The organism is Pseudomonas sp. H1_F01, assembly GCF_054681425.1.
The window spans coordinates 1,953,939-1,969,379 of record NZ_CP162823.1 but is presented as its reverse complement, the minus strand read 5'-3'; the positions used below and the strand labels follow the sequence as shown (position 1 = coordinate 1,969,379).

Annotated in this window: 16 protein-coding genes; 13 read left to right on the top strand and 3 right to left on the bottom strand. The window is 60.9% G+C overall.

Annotated elements, in window-relative coordinates:
• Positions 1–381 precede the first annotated feature (381 nt).
• From puuE to AB4O09_RS09015, 6 genes are all read left to right on the top strand, one after another.
• The gene (puuE, locus tag AB4O09_RS09040; protein WP_003204523.1) at positions 382–1,323 is read left to right on the top strand and encodes an allantoinase PuuE; all 942 of its coding nucleotides are present in this window, start codon (positions 382–384) and stop codon (positions 1,321–1,323) included.
• Positions 1,320–1,835 (top strand): 2-oxo-4-hydroxy-4-carboxy-5-ureidoimidazoline decarboxylase, encoded by a 516-nt coding sequence (uraD, locus tag AB4O09_RS09035; protein WP_003204525.1) that lies wholly within the window; start codon positions 1,320–1,322, stop codon positions 1,833–1,835. The genes puuE and uraD overlap by 4 nt, the downstream gene beginning before the upstream one ends.
• Before the next feature lie 68 nt (positions 1,836–1,903).
• Positions 1,904–2,899, top strand: a complete 996-nt coding sequence (gene alc, locus AB4O09_RS09030) for an allantoicase (protein WP_003204527.1) — start codon at positions 1,904–1,906, stop codon at positions 2,897–2,899.
• A gap of 139 nt (positions 2,900–3,038) precedes the next feature.
• Positions 3,039–3,542 (top strand): ureidoglycolate lyase, encoded by a 504-nt coding sequence (locus tag AB4O09_RS09025; protein WP_003204529.1) that lies wholly within the window; start codon positions 3,039–3,041, stop codon positions 3,540–3,542.
• Between the two features lie 51 nt (positions 3,543–3,593).
• The gene (locus tag AB4O09_RS09020; protein WP_003204530.1) at positions 3,594–4,895 is read left to right on the top strand and encodes a urate hydroxylase PuuD; all 1,302 of its coding nucleotides are present in this window, start codon (positions 3,594–3,596) and stop codon (positions 4,893–4,895) included.
• Positions 4,896–5,252: 357 nt separating this feature from the next.
• Positions 5,253–6,038 (top strand): outer membrane protein OmpK, encoded by a 786-nt coding sequence (locus AB4O09_RS09015; RefSeq protein WP_003204533.1) that lies wholly within the window; start codon positions 5,253–5,255, stop codon positions 6,036–6,038.
• 225 nt (positions 6,039–6,263) lie between these two features.
• Here AB4O09_RS09015 and AB4O09_RS09010 read toward each other — a convergent pair whose 3' ends face one another.
• On the bottom strand, positions 6,264–7,418 hold the full coding sequence (locus AB4O09_RS09010) for a patatin-like phospholipase family protein (protein ID WP_003204535.1): 1,155 nt from the start codon (positions 7,416–7,418) through the stop codon (positions 6,264–6,266).
• A 49-nt stretch (positions 7,419–7,467) separates the two neighbouring features.
• Positions 7,468–8,400 carry a lipid A biosynthesis lauroyl acyltransferase gene (locus tag AB4O09_RS09005; protein WP_003204537.1) on the bottom strand — a complete coding sequence of 311 codons (933 nt, stop codon included), beginning with the start codon at positions 8,398–8,400 and terminating at the stop codon, positions 7,468–7,470.
• 118 nt (positions 8,401–8,518) lie between these two features.
• Here AB4O09_RS09005 and minC point away from each other — a divergent pair, with 118 nt between their 5' ends.
• The 6 genes from minC (at position 8,519) to AB4O09_RS08975 (ending at position 13,103) form a co-directional block, all read left to right on the top strand.
• Complete coding sequence (minC, locus tag AB4O09_RS09000; RefSeq protein WP_460108107.1) at positions 8,519–9,256, top strand: septum site-determining protein MinC; 738 nt, start codon at positions 8,519–8,521, stop codon at positions 9,254–9,256.
• Between the two features lie 200 nt (positions 9,257–9,456).
• Complete coding sequence (gene minD / locus AB4O09_RS08995; RefSeq protein WP_003179114.1) at positions 9,457–10,269, top strand: septum site-determining protein MinD; 813 nt, start codon at positions 9,457–9,459, stop codon at positions 10,267–10,269.
• The gene (gene minE, locus AB4O09_RS08990; protein WP_003179111.1) at positions 10,269–10,523 is read left to right on the top strand and encodes a cell division topological specificity factor MinE; all 255 of its coding nucleotides are present in this window, start codon (positions 10,269–10,271) and stop codon (positions 10,521–10,523) included. The genes minD and minE overlap by 1 nt, the downstream gene beginning before the upstream one ends.
• A 105-nt stretch (positions 10,524–10,628) precedes the next feature.
• Entirely contained in the window at positions 10,629–11,264 is a 636-nt protein-coding gene (locus AB4O09_RS08985; RefSeq protein ID WP_013694041.1) for an RluA family pseudouridine synthase, read from the top strand.
• A gap of 184 nt (positions 11,265–11,448) precedes the next feature.
• Positions 11,449–12,738 (top strand): M18 family aminopeptidase, encoded by a 1,290-nt coding sequence (locus AB4O09_RS08980; RefSeq protein ID WP_003204544.1) that lies wholly within the window; start codon positions 11,449–11,451, stop codon positions 12,736–12,738.
• A gap of 182 nt (positions 12,739–12,920) precedes the next feature.
• Complete coding sequence (locus tag AB4O09_RS08975; RefSeq protein ID WP_003204546.1) at positions 12,921–13,103, top strand: hypothetical protein; 183 nt, start codon at positions 12,921–12,923, stop codon at positions 13,101–13,103.
• A 7-nt stretch (positions 13,104–13,110) separates the two neighbouring features.
• Here AB4O09_RS08975 and AB4O09_RS08970 read toward each other — a convergent pair whose 3' ends face one another.
• On the bottom strand, positions 13,111–13,857 hold the full coding sequence (locus AB4O09_RS08970) for a UTRA domain-containing protein (RefSeq protein ID WP_003204548.1): 747 nt from the start codon (positions 13,855–13,857) through the stop codon (positions 13,111–13,113).
• Between the two features lie 349 nt (positions 13,858–14,206).
• Between AB4O09_RS08970 and AB4O09_RS08965 the strand changes: the two genes are divergently transcribed.
• Positions 14,207–15,274, top strand: coding sequence for an ABC transporter substrate-binding protein (locus tag AB4O09_RS08965; RefSeq protein ID WP_003204550.1), 1,068 nt, complete (start codon positions 14,207–14,209; stop codon positions 15,272–15,274).
• Positions 15,275–15,441: the final 167 nt, after the last annotated feature.

The following is a 15,441-nucleotide window of genomic DNA, read 5'->3' as shown; positions in this document are numbered from 1 at the left end:
GCCCGACGCCTCCTGAATCAGTTGAAAGACAGGCCGCACCGTTTCGGAGCACGAAACGCCACGGCGATGAGCGAATTAAGACACTTTAAAAGAAAATTGTACACAATAAAAAACAGATATTTAGTCCATGCATGTTCCGACAAAGGTTCCTGCCCAATCTCAAGCCAAACCAACGGATACGCCATTCTTCCAGCCATTAATTGACCAGATGGGCAGGTTTCTTGCAGTGTAGACAAACCGGGGACTGCGGTAAAAAATGCAAAAAATCAGGCTTACAAATCGCACATAAAGTTGTATACAATCACTCCATCGTCGTGACGCCAGCCCATGATCCATCATCAGGGCGCCACCCACATGGTTCGAACAAGAAGGAAAACTGCAGTGAGCGCTGACTACCCACGCGACCTGATCGGTTACGGCAGTAACCCTCCCCATCCCCAGTGGCCGGGCAATGCCCGCATCGCCCTGTCCTTCGTGCTCAATTACGAAGAAGGCGGCGAGCGCAACATCCTGCATGGCGACAAGGAATCCGAGGCGTTCCTCTCGGAGATGGTCGCGGCGCAACCGCTGCAGGGCGAGCGCAACATGAGCATGGAATCGCTTTACGAGTATGGCAGCCGTGCCGGGGTCTGGCGGGTCCTCAAGCTGTTCAAGGAATTCGATATCCCGCTGACCATTTTCGCCGTGGCCATGGCCGCCCAGCGCCATCCGGACGTGATCCGCGCCATGGTTGCCGCCGGTCACGAAATCTGCAGCCACGGTTATCGCTGGATCGACTACCAATACATGGATGAGGCCCAGGAACGCGAGCACATGCTCGAAGCGATCCGCATCCTCACCGAAATCACTGGCGAGCGTCCGCTGGGTTGGTACACCGGTCGCACCGGCCCCAATACCCGCCGGCTGGTCATGGAGGAAGGCGGTTTTCTCTATGACAGCGACACCTACGACGACGACCTGCCCTACTGGGAACCGAACACACCCCACGGCAAGCCGCACCTGGTGATCCCGTACACGCTGGACACCAACGACATGCGCTTCACCCAGGTGCAGGGTTTCAACAAGGGCGATGATTTCTTCCAATACCTCAAGGACGCCTTCGACGTGCTGTATGCCGAAGGCGCCGAAGCCCCCAAGATGCTCTCCATCGGCCTGCACTGCCGCCTGATCGGCCGCCCTGCCCGACTCGCGTCCCTCAAGCGCTTCCTTGAATATGCCAAGGGTCATGAACAGGTCTGGTTCAGCCGTCGTGTCGACATCGCCCGCCACTGGCAACAGACTCACCCGTGCCCGCAAGCTTCGAAACCAGGAGCTTCGAAATGACTGCCTTCCAGACCCTCAAGCCATCCACCTTGAGCCGTGAAGCCTTCGTCCGGGCTTTTGCCGATATCTACGAACATTCGCCATGGGTCGCCGAAAAGGCTTTCGACCTGGGCCAGGACCCGTCGATCGACCAGATCGAAACCCTGCACCAGCGCATGAGCGACATCCTGTTGAGTGCCGATCACGCCAGCCAACTGGCCCTGATCAACGCTCACCCGGACCTGGCCGGCAAAGCCGCCGTCCAGGGCCAACTGACCGAAGCCAGCACGAACGAACAGGCCGGCGCCGGTATTCACCAATGCTCGAGCGATGAGTTTCAGCGCTTCACCGAGCTGAACGACGCCTACAAGGCCAAGTTCAAGTTTCCCTTCATCATGGCGGTAAAAGGCAGCAACCGGCATCAGATCCTCGCGGCGTTCGAAACGCGCATCCATCATTCGGTAGACACCGAATTCAAATGCGCGCTGGCAGAGATCAACAAGATAGCGTTGTTCCGACTACTGACCCTTTAGCGAGCAGTCCTGAGCCCCAGGATCCTGCAAGCATCCCCAGCCAACTTATTTAAAGGCAGACAAGAAGAATGAAAGCTTACGCCGTACCTTTCGAGAAGTTCGTCAACCTGGCCGACGCCCGCCTCGGCACCAAGATCATTTCGGTCACCGATGACTGGTTCGCCGACGCCAACCGTTTGTTCCAACCGACCCCGGCCGTATGGAAGGAGGGCGTGTTCGATGACAACGGCAAGTGGATGGACGGCTGGGAATCGCGGCGCAAGCGCTTCGAAGGCTATGACAGCGCGGTGATCCGCCTGGGTGTGGCCGGCTCGATCAAAGGCGTGGACATCGACACCTCATTCTTCACCGGTAACTACCCACCGTCGGCCTCCCTGGAAGCCTGCTTCCTGACCGAAGGCGAGCCAGACGAAAACACCCAGTGGACTGAAGTGCTGTCGGCCGTCGAGTTGCAAGGCAACAGCCACCACTATCACGAAATCAGTAACGACCAGGCCTTCAGCCACCTGCGCTTCAACATCTACCCCGATGGCGGCGTGGCCCGGTTGCGGGTCTATGGCATTCCGTACCGCGACTGGTCGGCCGTCGGCGACAATGAACAGATCGACCTGGCTGCCGCCCTCAATGGTGGCCGTGCCCTGGCCTGCTCCGACGAACACTTCGGCCGCATGAGCAACATCCTCAACCCGGGTCGTGGCGTGAACATGGGCGACGGCTGGGAAACCGCCCGTCGTCGTACCCCGGGCAATGACTGGGTGATCGTCGCCCTGGGCCATGCCGGCGAGGTCGAGAAAGTCATCGTCGACACCCTGCACTTCAAGGGCAACTATCCCGACAGCTGCTCGATCCAGGGCGCGTTCGTCAAGGGTGGCACCGACAGCCAGATCGAAACCCAATCGCTGTTCTGGCGTGAGCTGTTGCCGAGCCAGAAGCTGGAAATGCACGCCGAACATACCTTCGCCGAGCAGATCAAGGCGCTGGGGCCGATCACCCACATCCGCCTGAATGTGTTCCCGGATGGTGGCGTGAGTCGCCTGCGGGTGCTGGGCAAGGTGTCGAAGTAAGATTGCGATGATCGTTCCCACGCTCTGCGTGGGAATGCATACCGTGACGCTCCGCGTCACAGTGGACGCGGAGCGTCCATGGCGGCGTTCCCACGCAGAGCGTGGGAACGATCAAACTCAAAAGATTAAGAAGACCAGCATGCGCACACTCAAGATCGAACCGTTGACCAAAGAAGCCTTCGCCCCGTTCGGTGACGTGATCGAAACCGACGGCAGTGATCACTTCATGATCAACAACGGTTCGACCATGCGCTTCCATCGCCTGGCGACGGTGGAAACCGCCACGCCGGACGACAAGGCGATCATCAGCATCTTCCGCGCCGACGCGCTGGACATGCCGCTGACCGTGCGCATGCTGGAGCGCCATCCGCTGGGCAGCCAGGCGTTCATTCCGCTGCTCGGCAACCCCTTTCTGATCGTGGTCGCGCCACTTGGCGATGCACCTGTATCAGGCTTGGTCCGCGCCTTCGTCACCAACGGCAGGCAGGGCATTAATTACCATCGCGGCGTCTGGCACCACCCGGTGCTGACGATCGAAAAGCGGGATGACTTCCTGGTGGTTGATCGCAGTGGCACAGGCAATAACTGCGATGAGCATTTTTTCCAAGAGGATGAGTACTTGATCCTCGCCCCCCACCAATAAGAGAAGGTCCGATCACGCGAAGACAAGCGTGACGGGCGAGAGGTAAAGACTGTGGAAGCACATATGCTGGAATGGCTGAACCTGAGCGTGCGCTGGGTTCACATGATCACTGGCGTGGCCTGGATAGGCGCGTCGTTCTACTTCGTCTGGCTGGAAAACAACCTCAATCGCGTCAACCCCAGGAGCGGCCTGGCCGGTGACCTGTGGGCCATCCACGGTGGCGGCATCTACCACCTGGAAAAATACAAACTCGCGCCTCCCTCCATGCCGGACAACCTGCACTGGTTCAAGTGGGAAGCCTACTTCACCTGGATGTCCGGCATCGCGCTGTTGTGCGTGGTGTTCTATTGGAACCCGACCGTCTACCTGCTGGCCCCCGGCAGCAGCCTGAGCGGGCCCGAAGGCGTCGCCCTGGGCCTCGGTTCGTTGCTCGTCGGCTGGTTCGTCTATTCCTTTCTTTGCGACTCGGCCCTGGGCAAGCGCCCAGCCCTGCTCGGCGTGATCCTGTTCGTGCTGTTGATCGCCGCGGCCTACGGGTTCAGCAAGGTGTTCAGCGGTCGCGGCGCCTACCTGCACGTCGGGGCGGTCATCGGGACGATCATGGTCGGCAACGTGTTCCGCATCATCATGCCGGCCCAGCGTGCACTGGTGGCGGCCATCGCCGAGAACCGCACGCCCGATCCTGCACTGCCGGCCAAGGGTTTGTTGCGTTCGCGCCACAACAACTACTTCACCTTGCCGGTGCTGTTCATCATGATCAGCAACCATTTCCCGAGCACCTACGGCAGCCAGTACAACTGGCTGATCCTGGCCGGGATCGCCGTAGCGGCGGTGTTGGTGCGCCACTACTTCAACACGCGCCATGACAGCAACCGCTTTGCCTGGACGCTGCCGGTCGGAGCCCTGGCGATGATCTGCCTGGCTTATGTCACAGGTCCCAAGCCCATGCCCACCGCACCGGAGGTGGCCAAGGCTCCTGGCGTGATCGAGTACCAACCGTTGCCGGAAACGGCAGTGGGTGGTGGCGCAAAACCGGCGACGGCCCCCGCCGCACCGACAGCGGCGCCCACCCAGGCCGCCAACGCCCAGGGCCCTTCATTCGAGAAGGTCCACAGCGTGATCCAGGAACGCTGCTCGGTCTGCCATTCGGCCAAGCCCACCAGCCCGCTGTTCAGCGCCGCACCAGGTGGGGTGATGTTCGATACGCCAGAGCAGATCCAGCAACAGGCCGCGCGCATCCAGGCCCAGGCCGTGACCAACCAGATCATGCCCCTGGGCAACATCACCCAGATGACCCAGCAGGAACGCGACCTGATCGGCGCGTGGATCAACCAGGGCGCGCGGACCAACTGAGCCGCGCCCCAAATTCGCCGCGAATGCGCCGTTGCAGGGCACTTGAGCCCGTCAGGGCAAGCCCGTACCCTGCGCGGCCGTTCGCATCCGAGCACTGTAAAAATCATCGAATCCTGACCGAGACGCCAGCTTATCCCAGCATCACGGGGGATATCGGGTGTCTCTGGAAAACACCTTTTTCGACTGTTCCAAATAGCTGGACGAGCCTTTTTTGACCTTGGCTCAGCTCTTGCTATCAGCACTGGCCACAAGCGAAAAGCTGACCGAACGGATGTTTTTAATCCGAGGAAAAAGGCGCCACACCAGAGCGCTGACCTGAAAAAAAAGCGGTACCACTTACCTTTGGGAGCAAACCGAATGAAACGTACGTGCACCAGCCTGATACTCGCAGGAGCCTTGTCGGCCGGGGGCCAAGCGATGGCCGACGACCTGTTCCAGTGGCAGAACAACAGCCTGACCTACCTGTATGGCAAGGATTTCCAGGTCAACCCGCGCATCCAGCAGACCGTGACCTTCGAACACGCCGACGCCTGGAAATACGGGGACAACTTCTTCTTCCTCGATCGGATCTTCTACAACGGCCAGGACGACAGCCAGTCCGGCCCGAACACCTACTACGGTGAGTTCAGCCCACGCCTGTCGTTCGGCAAGATCTTCGACCAGAAGCTGGAACTGGGCCCGATCAAGGATGTGCTGCTGGCCATGACGTATGAATTCGGCGAAGGCGACAACGAGTCCTACCTGATCGGCCCGGGTTTCGACCTGGCGATTCCCGGCTTCGACTACTTCCAGCTGAACTTCTACAACCGCCAGACCGAAGGCCCACGCGCCGGCGACAACGTCTGGCAGATCACCCCGACCTGGGCATACACCCTCCCGGTGGGTTCATCCGACATCCTGATCGACGGTTTCATCGACTGGGTGGTGGACAACGACACCAACTCCAAGGGCACCTACCACGCCAACCTGCACATCAACCCGCAGATCAAATATGACCTGGGCAAGGCGTTGAAGCTCGGTGCCAAGCAGTTGTATGTGGGCGTGGAGTATGACTACTGGAAGAACAAGTACGGGATCGAAGACAGCGACGGGTTCAAGACCAACCAGAGCAATACCAGCTTCTTGCTGAAGTACCATTTCTGACCTGACTGAGCCTCAGGTTCAGAGCTCACCACAAATCCCTTGTGGGAGCGGAGCTTGCTCGCGAAAGCGGACCATCAGCCAACATCAATGTTGAATGTTCAGTCGCCTTCGCGAGCAAGCTCGCTCCCACATGGGTTTGTGTGTTGGACCCAGTTTCAGCGTCCACCGCAAAATCTCCTGTGGGAGCGAGCTTGCTCGCGATGGCGGTGGACCTGCTTACATCCCTTATGCCAACCCCAAAAACCGACTCAACGCCTCACGCTGCGCCAACGCATCCTGGCGTCCCAGCTCGATCAGTTCGCTGCAATACCCCGACTCGAACAACAGGTAACTCAGCACCCCTGCGCCACTGGTCTTGGTCGCGCCCGGCCCGCGCAGGAATAACCGCAACGCACGGGGCAGTTCCTGGCGATGGCGGGCAGCGATTTCGTCGATCGGCTGGCTCGGGGAAATCACCAGCACGTCCACCGGCGCCGCGCCGAGGGCGTGGGCCGGTACGTCATCGGGCAGCAGGTGACTGAACCCGTTCAGGCGCTCAAGCAACTCGATGTCGCTTTCCAGGCTGTCAATGAACGTGCTGTTGAGCATATGGCCGCCGATCTGCGCCAGGGTCGGTTGCAGGCCGGTATAGCTGCGCTCGGTGGGATCCTGCCCGCCAGCACCACGGGGGTTGCCGCTGACGCCGATCACCAGCACCCGATTGGCCCCCAGGTGCAAGGCCGGGCTGATGGGCGCCGATTGCCGCACCGCGCCGTCACCGAAGTATTGCGGGCCGATCCTGACCGGCGCGAACAACAAGGGAATCGCCGAGCTGGCCAGCAGGTGCTCCACCGATAACTGCGTCGGCACCCCGATACGTCGATGGCGCAGCCAGGCATCGATGGTCCCGCGCCCCTGGTAGAAGGTGACGGCCTGGCCGGATTCATAACCGAACGCCGTCACCGCCACCGCGCGCAGTTGCTGCTCGACGATGGCCTGTTCGATGCCCGAGGCGTGGAATTGGGCCTGGAGCAGTTCGCGCAATGGCGAACTGTCGATCAGCGCCACCGGTAACTTGGCCCCCAGGCCCAACAGGCTGTGGGTAATGAACCGCGTCGCCTGGGCGATCACGCCCCACCAGTCACTGCGCATGACCTGATGGCTGCGCACCGCTTGCCAGAACGCCGTCAGCCGCTCGATGGCGGTCTTGAAGTCCATCGCCCCGCTCGCAAGGCTGACCGCGTTGATCGCCCCGGCCGACGTGCCGACGATCACCGGGAACGGATTGTCCGCACCGTCCGGCAACAATTCGGCGATGGCCGCCAGTACGCCCACCTGATACGCCGCTCGAGCCCCGCCGCCGGAAAGAATCAAACCTGTAACCGGTTCAGCTGGGGTCATCGCAATGCTCCGTGCTCAAGGTGCTGCTGAAAAATGGCGGACTACCGACTCAACCGCGTTTGTCGTACAGCTTCGGCTCGCCCGGTGGACGGCTCTTGAAACGCCGGTGGGCCCAAAGGTATTGCTCGGGACAATCACTCACCGACTGTTCGACCCACTGGTTGATGCGGATGCAATCGGCCTCCTCGGTCTCACCCGGGAAATCCGTCAGCGGGGCCTGGATCACCAGGCGATAACCGCTGCCGTCGGCCAGGCGTTCCTGGATGAAGGGCACCACCAGCGCCTTGCCCAGGCGGGCGAATTTGCTGGTGGCGGTGACCGTCGCGGCCTGGATGCCGAACAGCGGCACGAACACGCTCTGCTTGGCGCCGTAATCCTGGTCCGGCGCATACCAGATCGCCCGCCCGGCCCGCAGCAGCTTGAGCATGCCACGCACGTCGTCACGCTCCACGGCCAGGGAGTCGAGGTTGTGCCGCTCGCGGCCGCGGCGTTGGATGTAGTCGAACAGCGGGTTCTTGTGCTCGCGGTACATGCCATCGATGGTGTGCTGCTGGCCGAGCAAGGCCGCGCCGATTTCCAGGGTGGTGAAATGCAGTGCCATCAGGATCACGCCCTTGCCCTCGCGCTGGGCCTGCTTGAGATGCTCCAGCCCTTCGACATGGGCCAGTTTCGCCAGGCGCGAACGCGACCACCACCAACTCATGGCCATTTCGAAAAAGGCGATGCCGGTGGAGGCAAAGTTTTCCTTGAGCAGACGCTTGCGTTCGGCGGCGGACTTTTGCGGGAAACACAGTTCCAGGTTGCGACGGGCGATGCGCCGTCGGTCGCCGGCTACTCGATACATCAGCGCGCCCAGTGCGCGACCGACCCGCAGCAACAACGGATAAGGCAATTGAACGATCAGCCACAACAGGCCCAGGCCGCACCACAGCGGCCAGAAACGCGGATGAAAAAATGCAGCTCGAAAACGCGGGCGATCCATTACAGCTTCCATTAGGACATGGGCCGCGCATTCTACATTGTTCGACCCGGGTTGCGGCTGGCGGACGATCTCGTTATAAGTCTCGGCACTTTTAGTGACAAGCCGTTGTACGCCGACCATGAGCCAAACCGAACCGCTAGACCAAGATCCCGTGTTCCAGCTGAAGGGCAGCATGCTCGCCATTACGGTGCTGGAGCTGGCCCGCAACGACCTGGAAGGCCTTGACCGGCAGTTGGCGGCCAAAGTCGCCCAGGCACCGAACTTCTTCAGCAATGCACCGCTGGTGCTGGCCCTGGACAAGCTGCCGGCCGGCGAAGGCGCGGTGGACCTGCCAGGCCTGATGCGCGTTTGCCGCCAGCACGGCCTGCGCACCCTGGCGATCCGCGCCAGCCGCATCGAAGACATCGCCGCCGCCATCGCCGTGGACATTCCGGTGCTGCCGCCGTCCGGCGCCCGGGAGCGCGTGCTGGAGCTGAGCCCGGTCGAAGCCAAGAAAGCCCCGGAAAAACCACCAGAGCCCCCCATCAAGCCGACGCGTGTCATCACCTCGCCAGTGCGCGGCGGGCAGCAGATTTATGCCCAGGGTGGCGATCTGGTCATCGTGTCCTCGGTCAGCCCGGGGGCGGAACTTCTCGCCGATGGCAACATCCATGTATACGGCCCGATGCGCGGTCGTGCGCTGGCCGGCGTCAAGGGCGATACGAAAGCCAGGATCTTCTGTCAGCAATTGAGCGCTGAACTGGTCTCCATCGCCGGGCAGTACAAGGTCTCCGAGGATTTGCGCCGCGATCCGTTGTGGGGGGCCGGCGTTCAGATCAGCCTGTCGGGCGACGTGTTGAACATCATTCGGCTTTAACGGATACTGCCGCATTTTCCAAGCATCTCTAAAACGAGCGAAAACGGCTTAAACGACGTAGGAAAAAGGATCAGGCAGTGTTTACCGGAGGTAGACCCCGCCCGACATCCGATTCCAGCCAAGCCTGTCCAATTGCAGCAGTTTTCCAGAGATGTTTTTCAGGGGCTGAAAAAGTCCTTTTTCCTTAGGGGTGAAACACCTTGGCCAAGATTCTCGTGGTTACATCCGGCAAGGGTGGTGTGGGTAAGACCACCACCAGCGCCGCTATCGGTACCGGCCTCGCTCTGCGCGGCCACAAGACAGTCATCGTCGACTTCGACGTCGGCCTGCGTAACCTGGACCTGATCATGGGTTGCGAGCGTCGCGTGGTCTACGACTTCGTCAACGTGGTCAACGGCGAAGCGAACCTGCAGCAAGCCCTGATCAAGGACAAGCGCCTTGAGAACCTCTACGTGCTGGCCGCCAGTCAGACCCGCGACAAAGACGCGCTGACCCAGGAAGGCGTGGAAAAAGTCCTGATGCAACTCAAGGAAGACTTCGAGTTCGTGGTGTGCGACTCCCCGGCCGGTATCGAGAAAGGTGCCCACCTGGCCATGTACTTCGCTGACGAAGCGATCGTCGTGACCAACCCTGAAGTGTCGTCGGTGCGTGACTCCGACCGCATGCTGGGCCTGCTGGCGAGCAAATCCCGTCGCGCCGAGAAGGGCGAAGAGCCGATCAAGGAACACCTGCTGCTGACCCGCTACAACCCGCAACGGGTCAGCGATGGCGAAATGCTGGGCGTCGAAGACGTCAAGGAAATCCTCGCCGTCACCCTGCTGGGTGTCATTCCGGAATCCCAAGCGGTACTCAAGGCCTCCAACTCCGGCGTACCGGTGATTCTCGACGACCAGAGCGACGCCGGCCAGGCATACAGCGATGCCGTCGATCGCCTGCTGGGCAAAACCGTGGAGCATCGTTTCCTCGATGTAACGAAGAAAGGTTTCTTCGAGCGCCTGTTTGGAGGTAGGTAATGAACCTTTTTGACTTCTTTCGTGCCAACAAAAAGCCCAGTACCGCCTCGGTCGCGAAAGAGCGTCTACAGATCATCGTGGCGCACGAACGCGGCCAACGCAGTACCCCTGACTACCTGCCGGCCTTGCAGAAGGAACTGGTGGAAGTGATCCGCAAATACGTCAACATCGGTAGCGATGACGTGCACGTGGCACTGGAAAGCCAGGGCAGCTGCTCGATCCTGGAACTCAACATCACCCTGCCGGATCGCTGATAGATCCTGCGGGAGCCACGGCGGCTCGGGTCCTGGAGTCCTTCCCACAGGGTTAGGAAAAAAGGGCCCGAGCCGCCGTTGGCGTTTGTAACGAGACTGTTTTCAATGCCCCTGTCCAACATCCGCATCATTCATCAGGACGACGCCGTCCTGGTGGTCGACAAGCCGACCCTGTTGCTCTCCGTGCCCGGCCGGGCCGACGACAACAAGGACTGCCTGATTACCCGCCTGCAGGAAAACGGCTATCCGGAAGCGCGAATCGTGCACCGACTGGACTGGGAAACCTCCGGCATCATCCTGTTGGCCCGCGACCCGGACACCCATCGCGAACTGTCCCGGCAATTTCATGATCGCGAAACCGAAAAAGCCTACACGGCCCTGTGCTGGGGCCAACCGGAACTGGACAGCGGCAGCATCGACCTGCCCTTGCGCTATGACCCGCCGACCAAACCTCGGCATGTGGTGGACCATGAGCACGGCAAACACGCCCTGACCTTCTGGCGCGTGCTGGAACGTTGCGGCGATTGGTGCCGCGTCGAACTCACGCCGATTACCGGGCGCTCGCACCAATTGCGCGTGCACATGCTGTCCATCGGTCATCCGTTGCTGGGCGACGGACTCTACGCCCACCCGCAGGCCCTCGCTGCCTGGCCGCGCCTGTGCCTGCACGCCAGCATGCTCAGCTTCACCCATCCGCAAAGCGGCGAGCGCTTGCGCTTCGAGTGCCCGGCACCGTTCTGAAGATTCGCATGACCGCCTGTGGGAGCGAGCTTGCTCGCGATGCGGTGTGTCAGTCGATCACCCTGCTGGCTGATCTGACGCTATCGCGAGCAAGCTCGCTCCCACAGGTTGAACAACCAACGGGATGCCCCCCCATCCATCAGCAATACGGTAAACTGCCGCCCATTGCTGTCTGGAGTTTCTTATGCGCGCAGAGTTGAACCAGGGCCTGATCGACTTTCTCAAGGCCTCCCCTACCCCGTTCCATGCCACCGCCAGCCTTGCCAAGCGCCTGGAGGCGGCAGGCTATCAGCGTCTTGACGAACGCGAGACCTGGGCCACCGAGGCCAACGGTCGCTATTACGTCACGCGCAACGACTCCTCGATCATCGCCTTCAAGCTCGGCCGCAACTCACCGTTGCACGATGGCATCCGCCTGGTCGGCGCCCACACCGACAGCCCCTGCCTGCGGGTCAAGCCGCAGCCGGAACTGCAACGCCACGGGTTCTGGCAACTGGGCGTGGAAGTCTACGGCGGTGCATTGCTGGCGCCGTGGTTCGACCGGGACCTGTCCCTGGCCGGACGCGTGACCTTCCGTCGCGATGGCAAGGTCGAAAGCCAGTTGATCGATTTCAAGGCGCCGATCGCCACGATTCCGAACCTGGCCATCCACCTCAATCGCGAAGCCAACCAGGGCTGGGCCATCAACCCGCAGAATGAACTGCCGCCGATCCTTGCCCAGTTCGCCGGGGACGAGCGCGTCGACTTCCGTGCCGTGCTCACCGATCAACTGGCTCGCGAACACGGCCTGAATGCCGACGTGGTACTCGATTACGAGTTGAGTTTCTACGATACGCAAAGCGCTGCGGTCATTGGCCTGCACGGCGATTTCATCGCCGGCGCGCGCCTGGACAACCTGCTGTCGTGCTACGCCGGCTTGCAAGCGTTGCTGAACACTGACACCGAAGAAACCTGCGTGCTGGTTTGCAACGATCACGAAGAAGTCGGCTCGTGCTCGGCCTGTGGCGCCGACGGCCCGATGCTGGAGCAAACCCTGCGTCGCCTGCTGCCTGAAGGTGAAGAGTTCGTCCGCACCATTCAGAAATCCCTGCTGGTGTCGGCGGACAACGCCCACGGCGTGCACCCCAACTATGCCGACAAGCACGACGCCAACCACGGCCCCAAGCTCAATGCCGGCCCGGTGATCAAGGTCAACAGCAACCAGCGCTACGCCACCAACAGCGAAACCGCCGGGTTCTTCCGCCACCTGTGCATGGCCGAAGAAGTGCCGGTGCAGAGCTTCGTGGTGCGCAGCGACATGGGCTGTGGCTCGACCATCGGCCCGATCACCGCCAGCCAGCTGGGCGTGCGCACCGTGGACATCGGTTTGCCGACCTTCGCCATGCATTCGATCCGTGAACTGTGCGGCAGCCATGACCTGGCGCATCTGGTGAAGGTGCTGAGCGCGTTCTACGCCTCTCGCGAGTTGCCATAACCGCCCCGAAGGCATGATGAACCCTGTGGGAGCAAGGCTTGCTCCCACACAGCTTTGCTCCCATACAGTTTTCTTCCCACACAGTGTTTGCCTCGGGAATGAGGGCGATGTGACATACATCAGCACACCCCGGCAAAACCCCAACTAGACTGGCCTTATCCTTCCCTGACAAGGCTGTCGCCATGATCTCGATGTCTTCGTTCAACGCCATGCTGGTGCCCATCGTTGCAGGCATGATCCTGCTGGCCATCGGCTTCAACTTCCGTGACAAGAGCGTCGGGGTCTTTGCCATGTGGATCGGCATGTTGTTGATCCTCGCCACGGTGGTGATCAAGATCCTGAGCAAGCTCAACGAGTCGCTCTGACCCTGCCTCAGGCTGCGGGCGATTGTTCCGGCACAGCTTGCTCCGGCACATCCACGCCGACATGGATCGCATCGTGTCGCCAGAACTCCAGGTCGCAATCAATCAGCCGCTGATGCTGGTCATAGTTGACCCGTGCGATGCGAAGCCCGGGGCTGCCCACCGAGACCTTCAACGCCGCTGCCGCTTCCAGCTGTAAAGAGGTGGGCACGATTTCAAACTTCACCCGGCCGTAGTGCAGGTCGTAATGGCGGGCGTACAGCTCGGTGATGGACTGGTTGAGGTCAAACCCCAAAATGTCCGGAAAATACTGCGGGTTCAGGTAGTGCTCGACGTATAGCACCAGCCGCTCGTCGATACGCCGCACGCGGCAGATCTGGATCACGCTGGACAACGCCGGCAGTTGCAACCAGGCACACACCGCCGCCGAGGCAGGTTGCAGTCGCGCCGAGATCACTTGGGTAGAAGGCACACGCCCCTGGGCTGCGACCATGGCGTGGAAATGGCTGCGCTGCATCAGGTTGTAGGCCAGGCGCGGCGGCGAGACGAACCAGCCCCGGCGCTCCTCCCGATAAATCTGCCCCTGGGCTTCGAGCTGCAACAACGCCTCACGCACGGTAATCCGCGTGGTCCCGAACAATTCACTGAGCTTGCGCTCGGCCGGCAGCTTGCTACCGGGCGCCAGCAACCCGTGGTCGAGCTGCTCTTGCAGGACCTGTCCGATGGCTGTCACCGCTTTGGTTGCATCGATGCGCATCAACGTTACCTATCTGGACTAGACCAGCACTGTTTCGGGGCAAGATCGACTGTCCATCGATCCGCTTCTTGGTCCAGCAAGCCTAGGCACTGCACATGACTGGCAGATGACAGAGCCGCCGAACGGTCGTTTTGCAAGCGTGCAAATTAACGGCCAAGTCCTTTCAGATCAGCTGTTTAACCATGGTCTACGCTTAATTCGCAGGCAACCTCCACGAGCCGGGCATTTCCTGGACCCTCCACCACCGACATCAAAATGTCACAGGGCTCGCCTACATTGGCTCAGGTATTGCTGACCTAGACCAACACAACCGCAATCGCAGCGTTGAAAACGCCCATAGGAGCTTCGGATGAAACAGCTTTTCCTGGCATCACTGTTAGGCTCGACCATTGCCATGTGCACCGCCGCCATGGCCGCTGACACCGATCTGAAAACGTTGGAAGCCGCTGCGAAAGCGGAAGGCGCCGTGAACAGCGTCGGGATGCCCGATGACTGGGCAAACTGGAAAGGCACCTGGGACGACCTGGCCAAGGTCTACGGCCTGAAACACATTGACACCGACATGAGCTCGGCCCAGGAAATCGCCAAGTTCGCCGCCGAGAAAGACAACGCCAGCGCCGACATCGGCGACGTCGGTGCAGCTTTCGGCCCGATCGCGGTCAAGCAGGGCGTGGTTCAACCCTACAAGCCAAGCACCTGGGAACAAGTCCCTGCCTGGGCCAAGGACAAGGACGGCAACTGGGCATTGGCCTACACCGGCACCATCGCGTTCATCGTCAACAAGAAGCTGCTGCACGGTTCCGAAGTACCAACCAAATGGGCGGACCTGAAGACCGGCAAATACAAAGTCTCCATCGGTGACGTGAGCACCGCCGCCCAGGCCGCCAACGGCGTGCTGGCCGCGGCCCTGGCCAACGGCGGTAACGAGAAGAACGTCCAGCCGGCGCTGTTGATGTTCGCCGAAATCGCCAAGCAAGGGCGCCTGTCCATGGCCAACCCAACTATCGCCACGATGGAAAAGGGTGAAGTCGAAGTCGGCGTGGTCTGGGATTTCAACGGCCTGAGCTACAAGGCCAAGATGGCCAACCCGGATGACTACATCGTGCTGATTCCGTCCGACGGCTCAGTCATCTCCGGCTACACCACCATCATCAACAAATACGCCAAGCACCCGAACGCCGCCAAGCTGGCTCGTGAGTACATCTTCAGCGACGCCGGCCAGATCAACCTGGCCAAGGGCAACGCCCGTCCGATCCGCGCCGAGCACCTGACCCTGCCGGCAGAGGTCAAGGCCAAGCTGCTGCCGAACGAGCAGTACAAAGGCGTGACCCCGATCAAGGACGCGGATGCTTGGGAGAAGACTTCCAAGGCACTGCCGCAGGCGTGGAATGAACAAGTCATCGTCGAGATGAAGTGAGGCGCTAGCTCCCGCTCGGATATCCACTGGGCACCCAACTGTAGAAGCGGTCCCTGTGGGAGCAAAGCTTGCTCGCGATAAACGATGACACGGTCTTGAAATTGCACCGTGTCGCCAGCATCGCGAGCAAGCTTTGCTCCCACAGGCCTGCTCTTACAGTGGAGCTT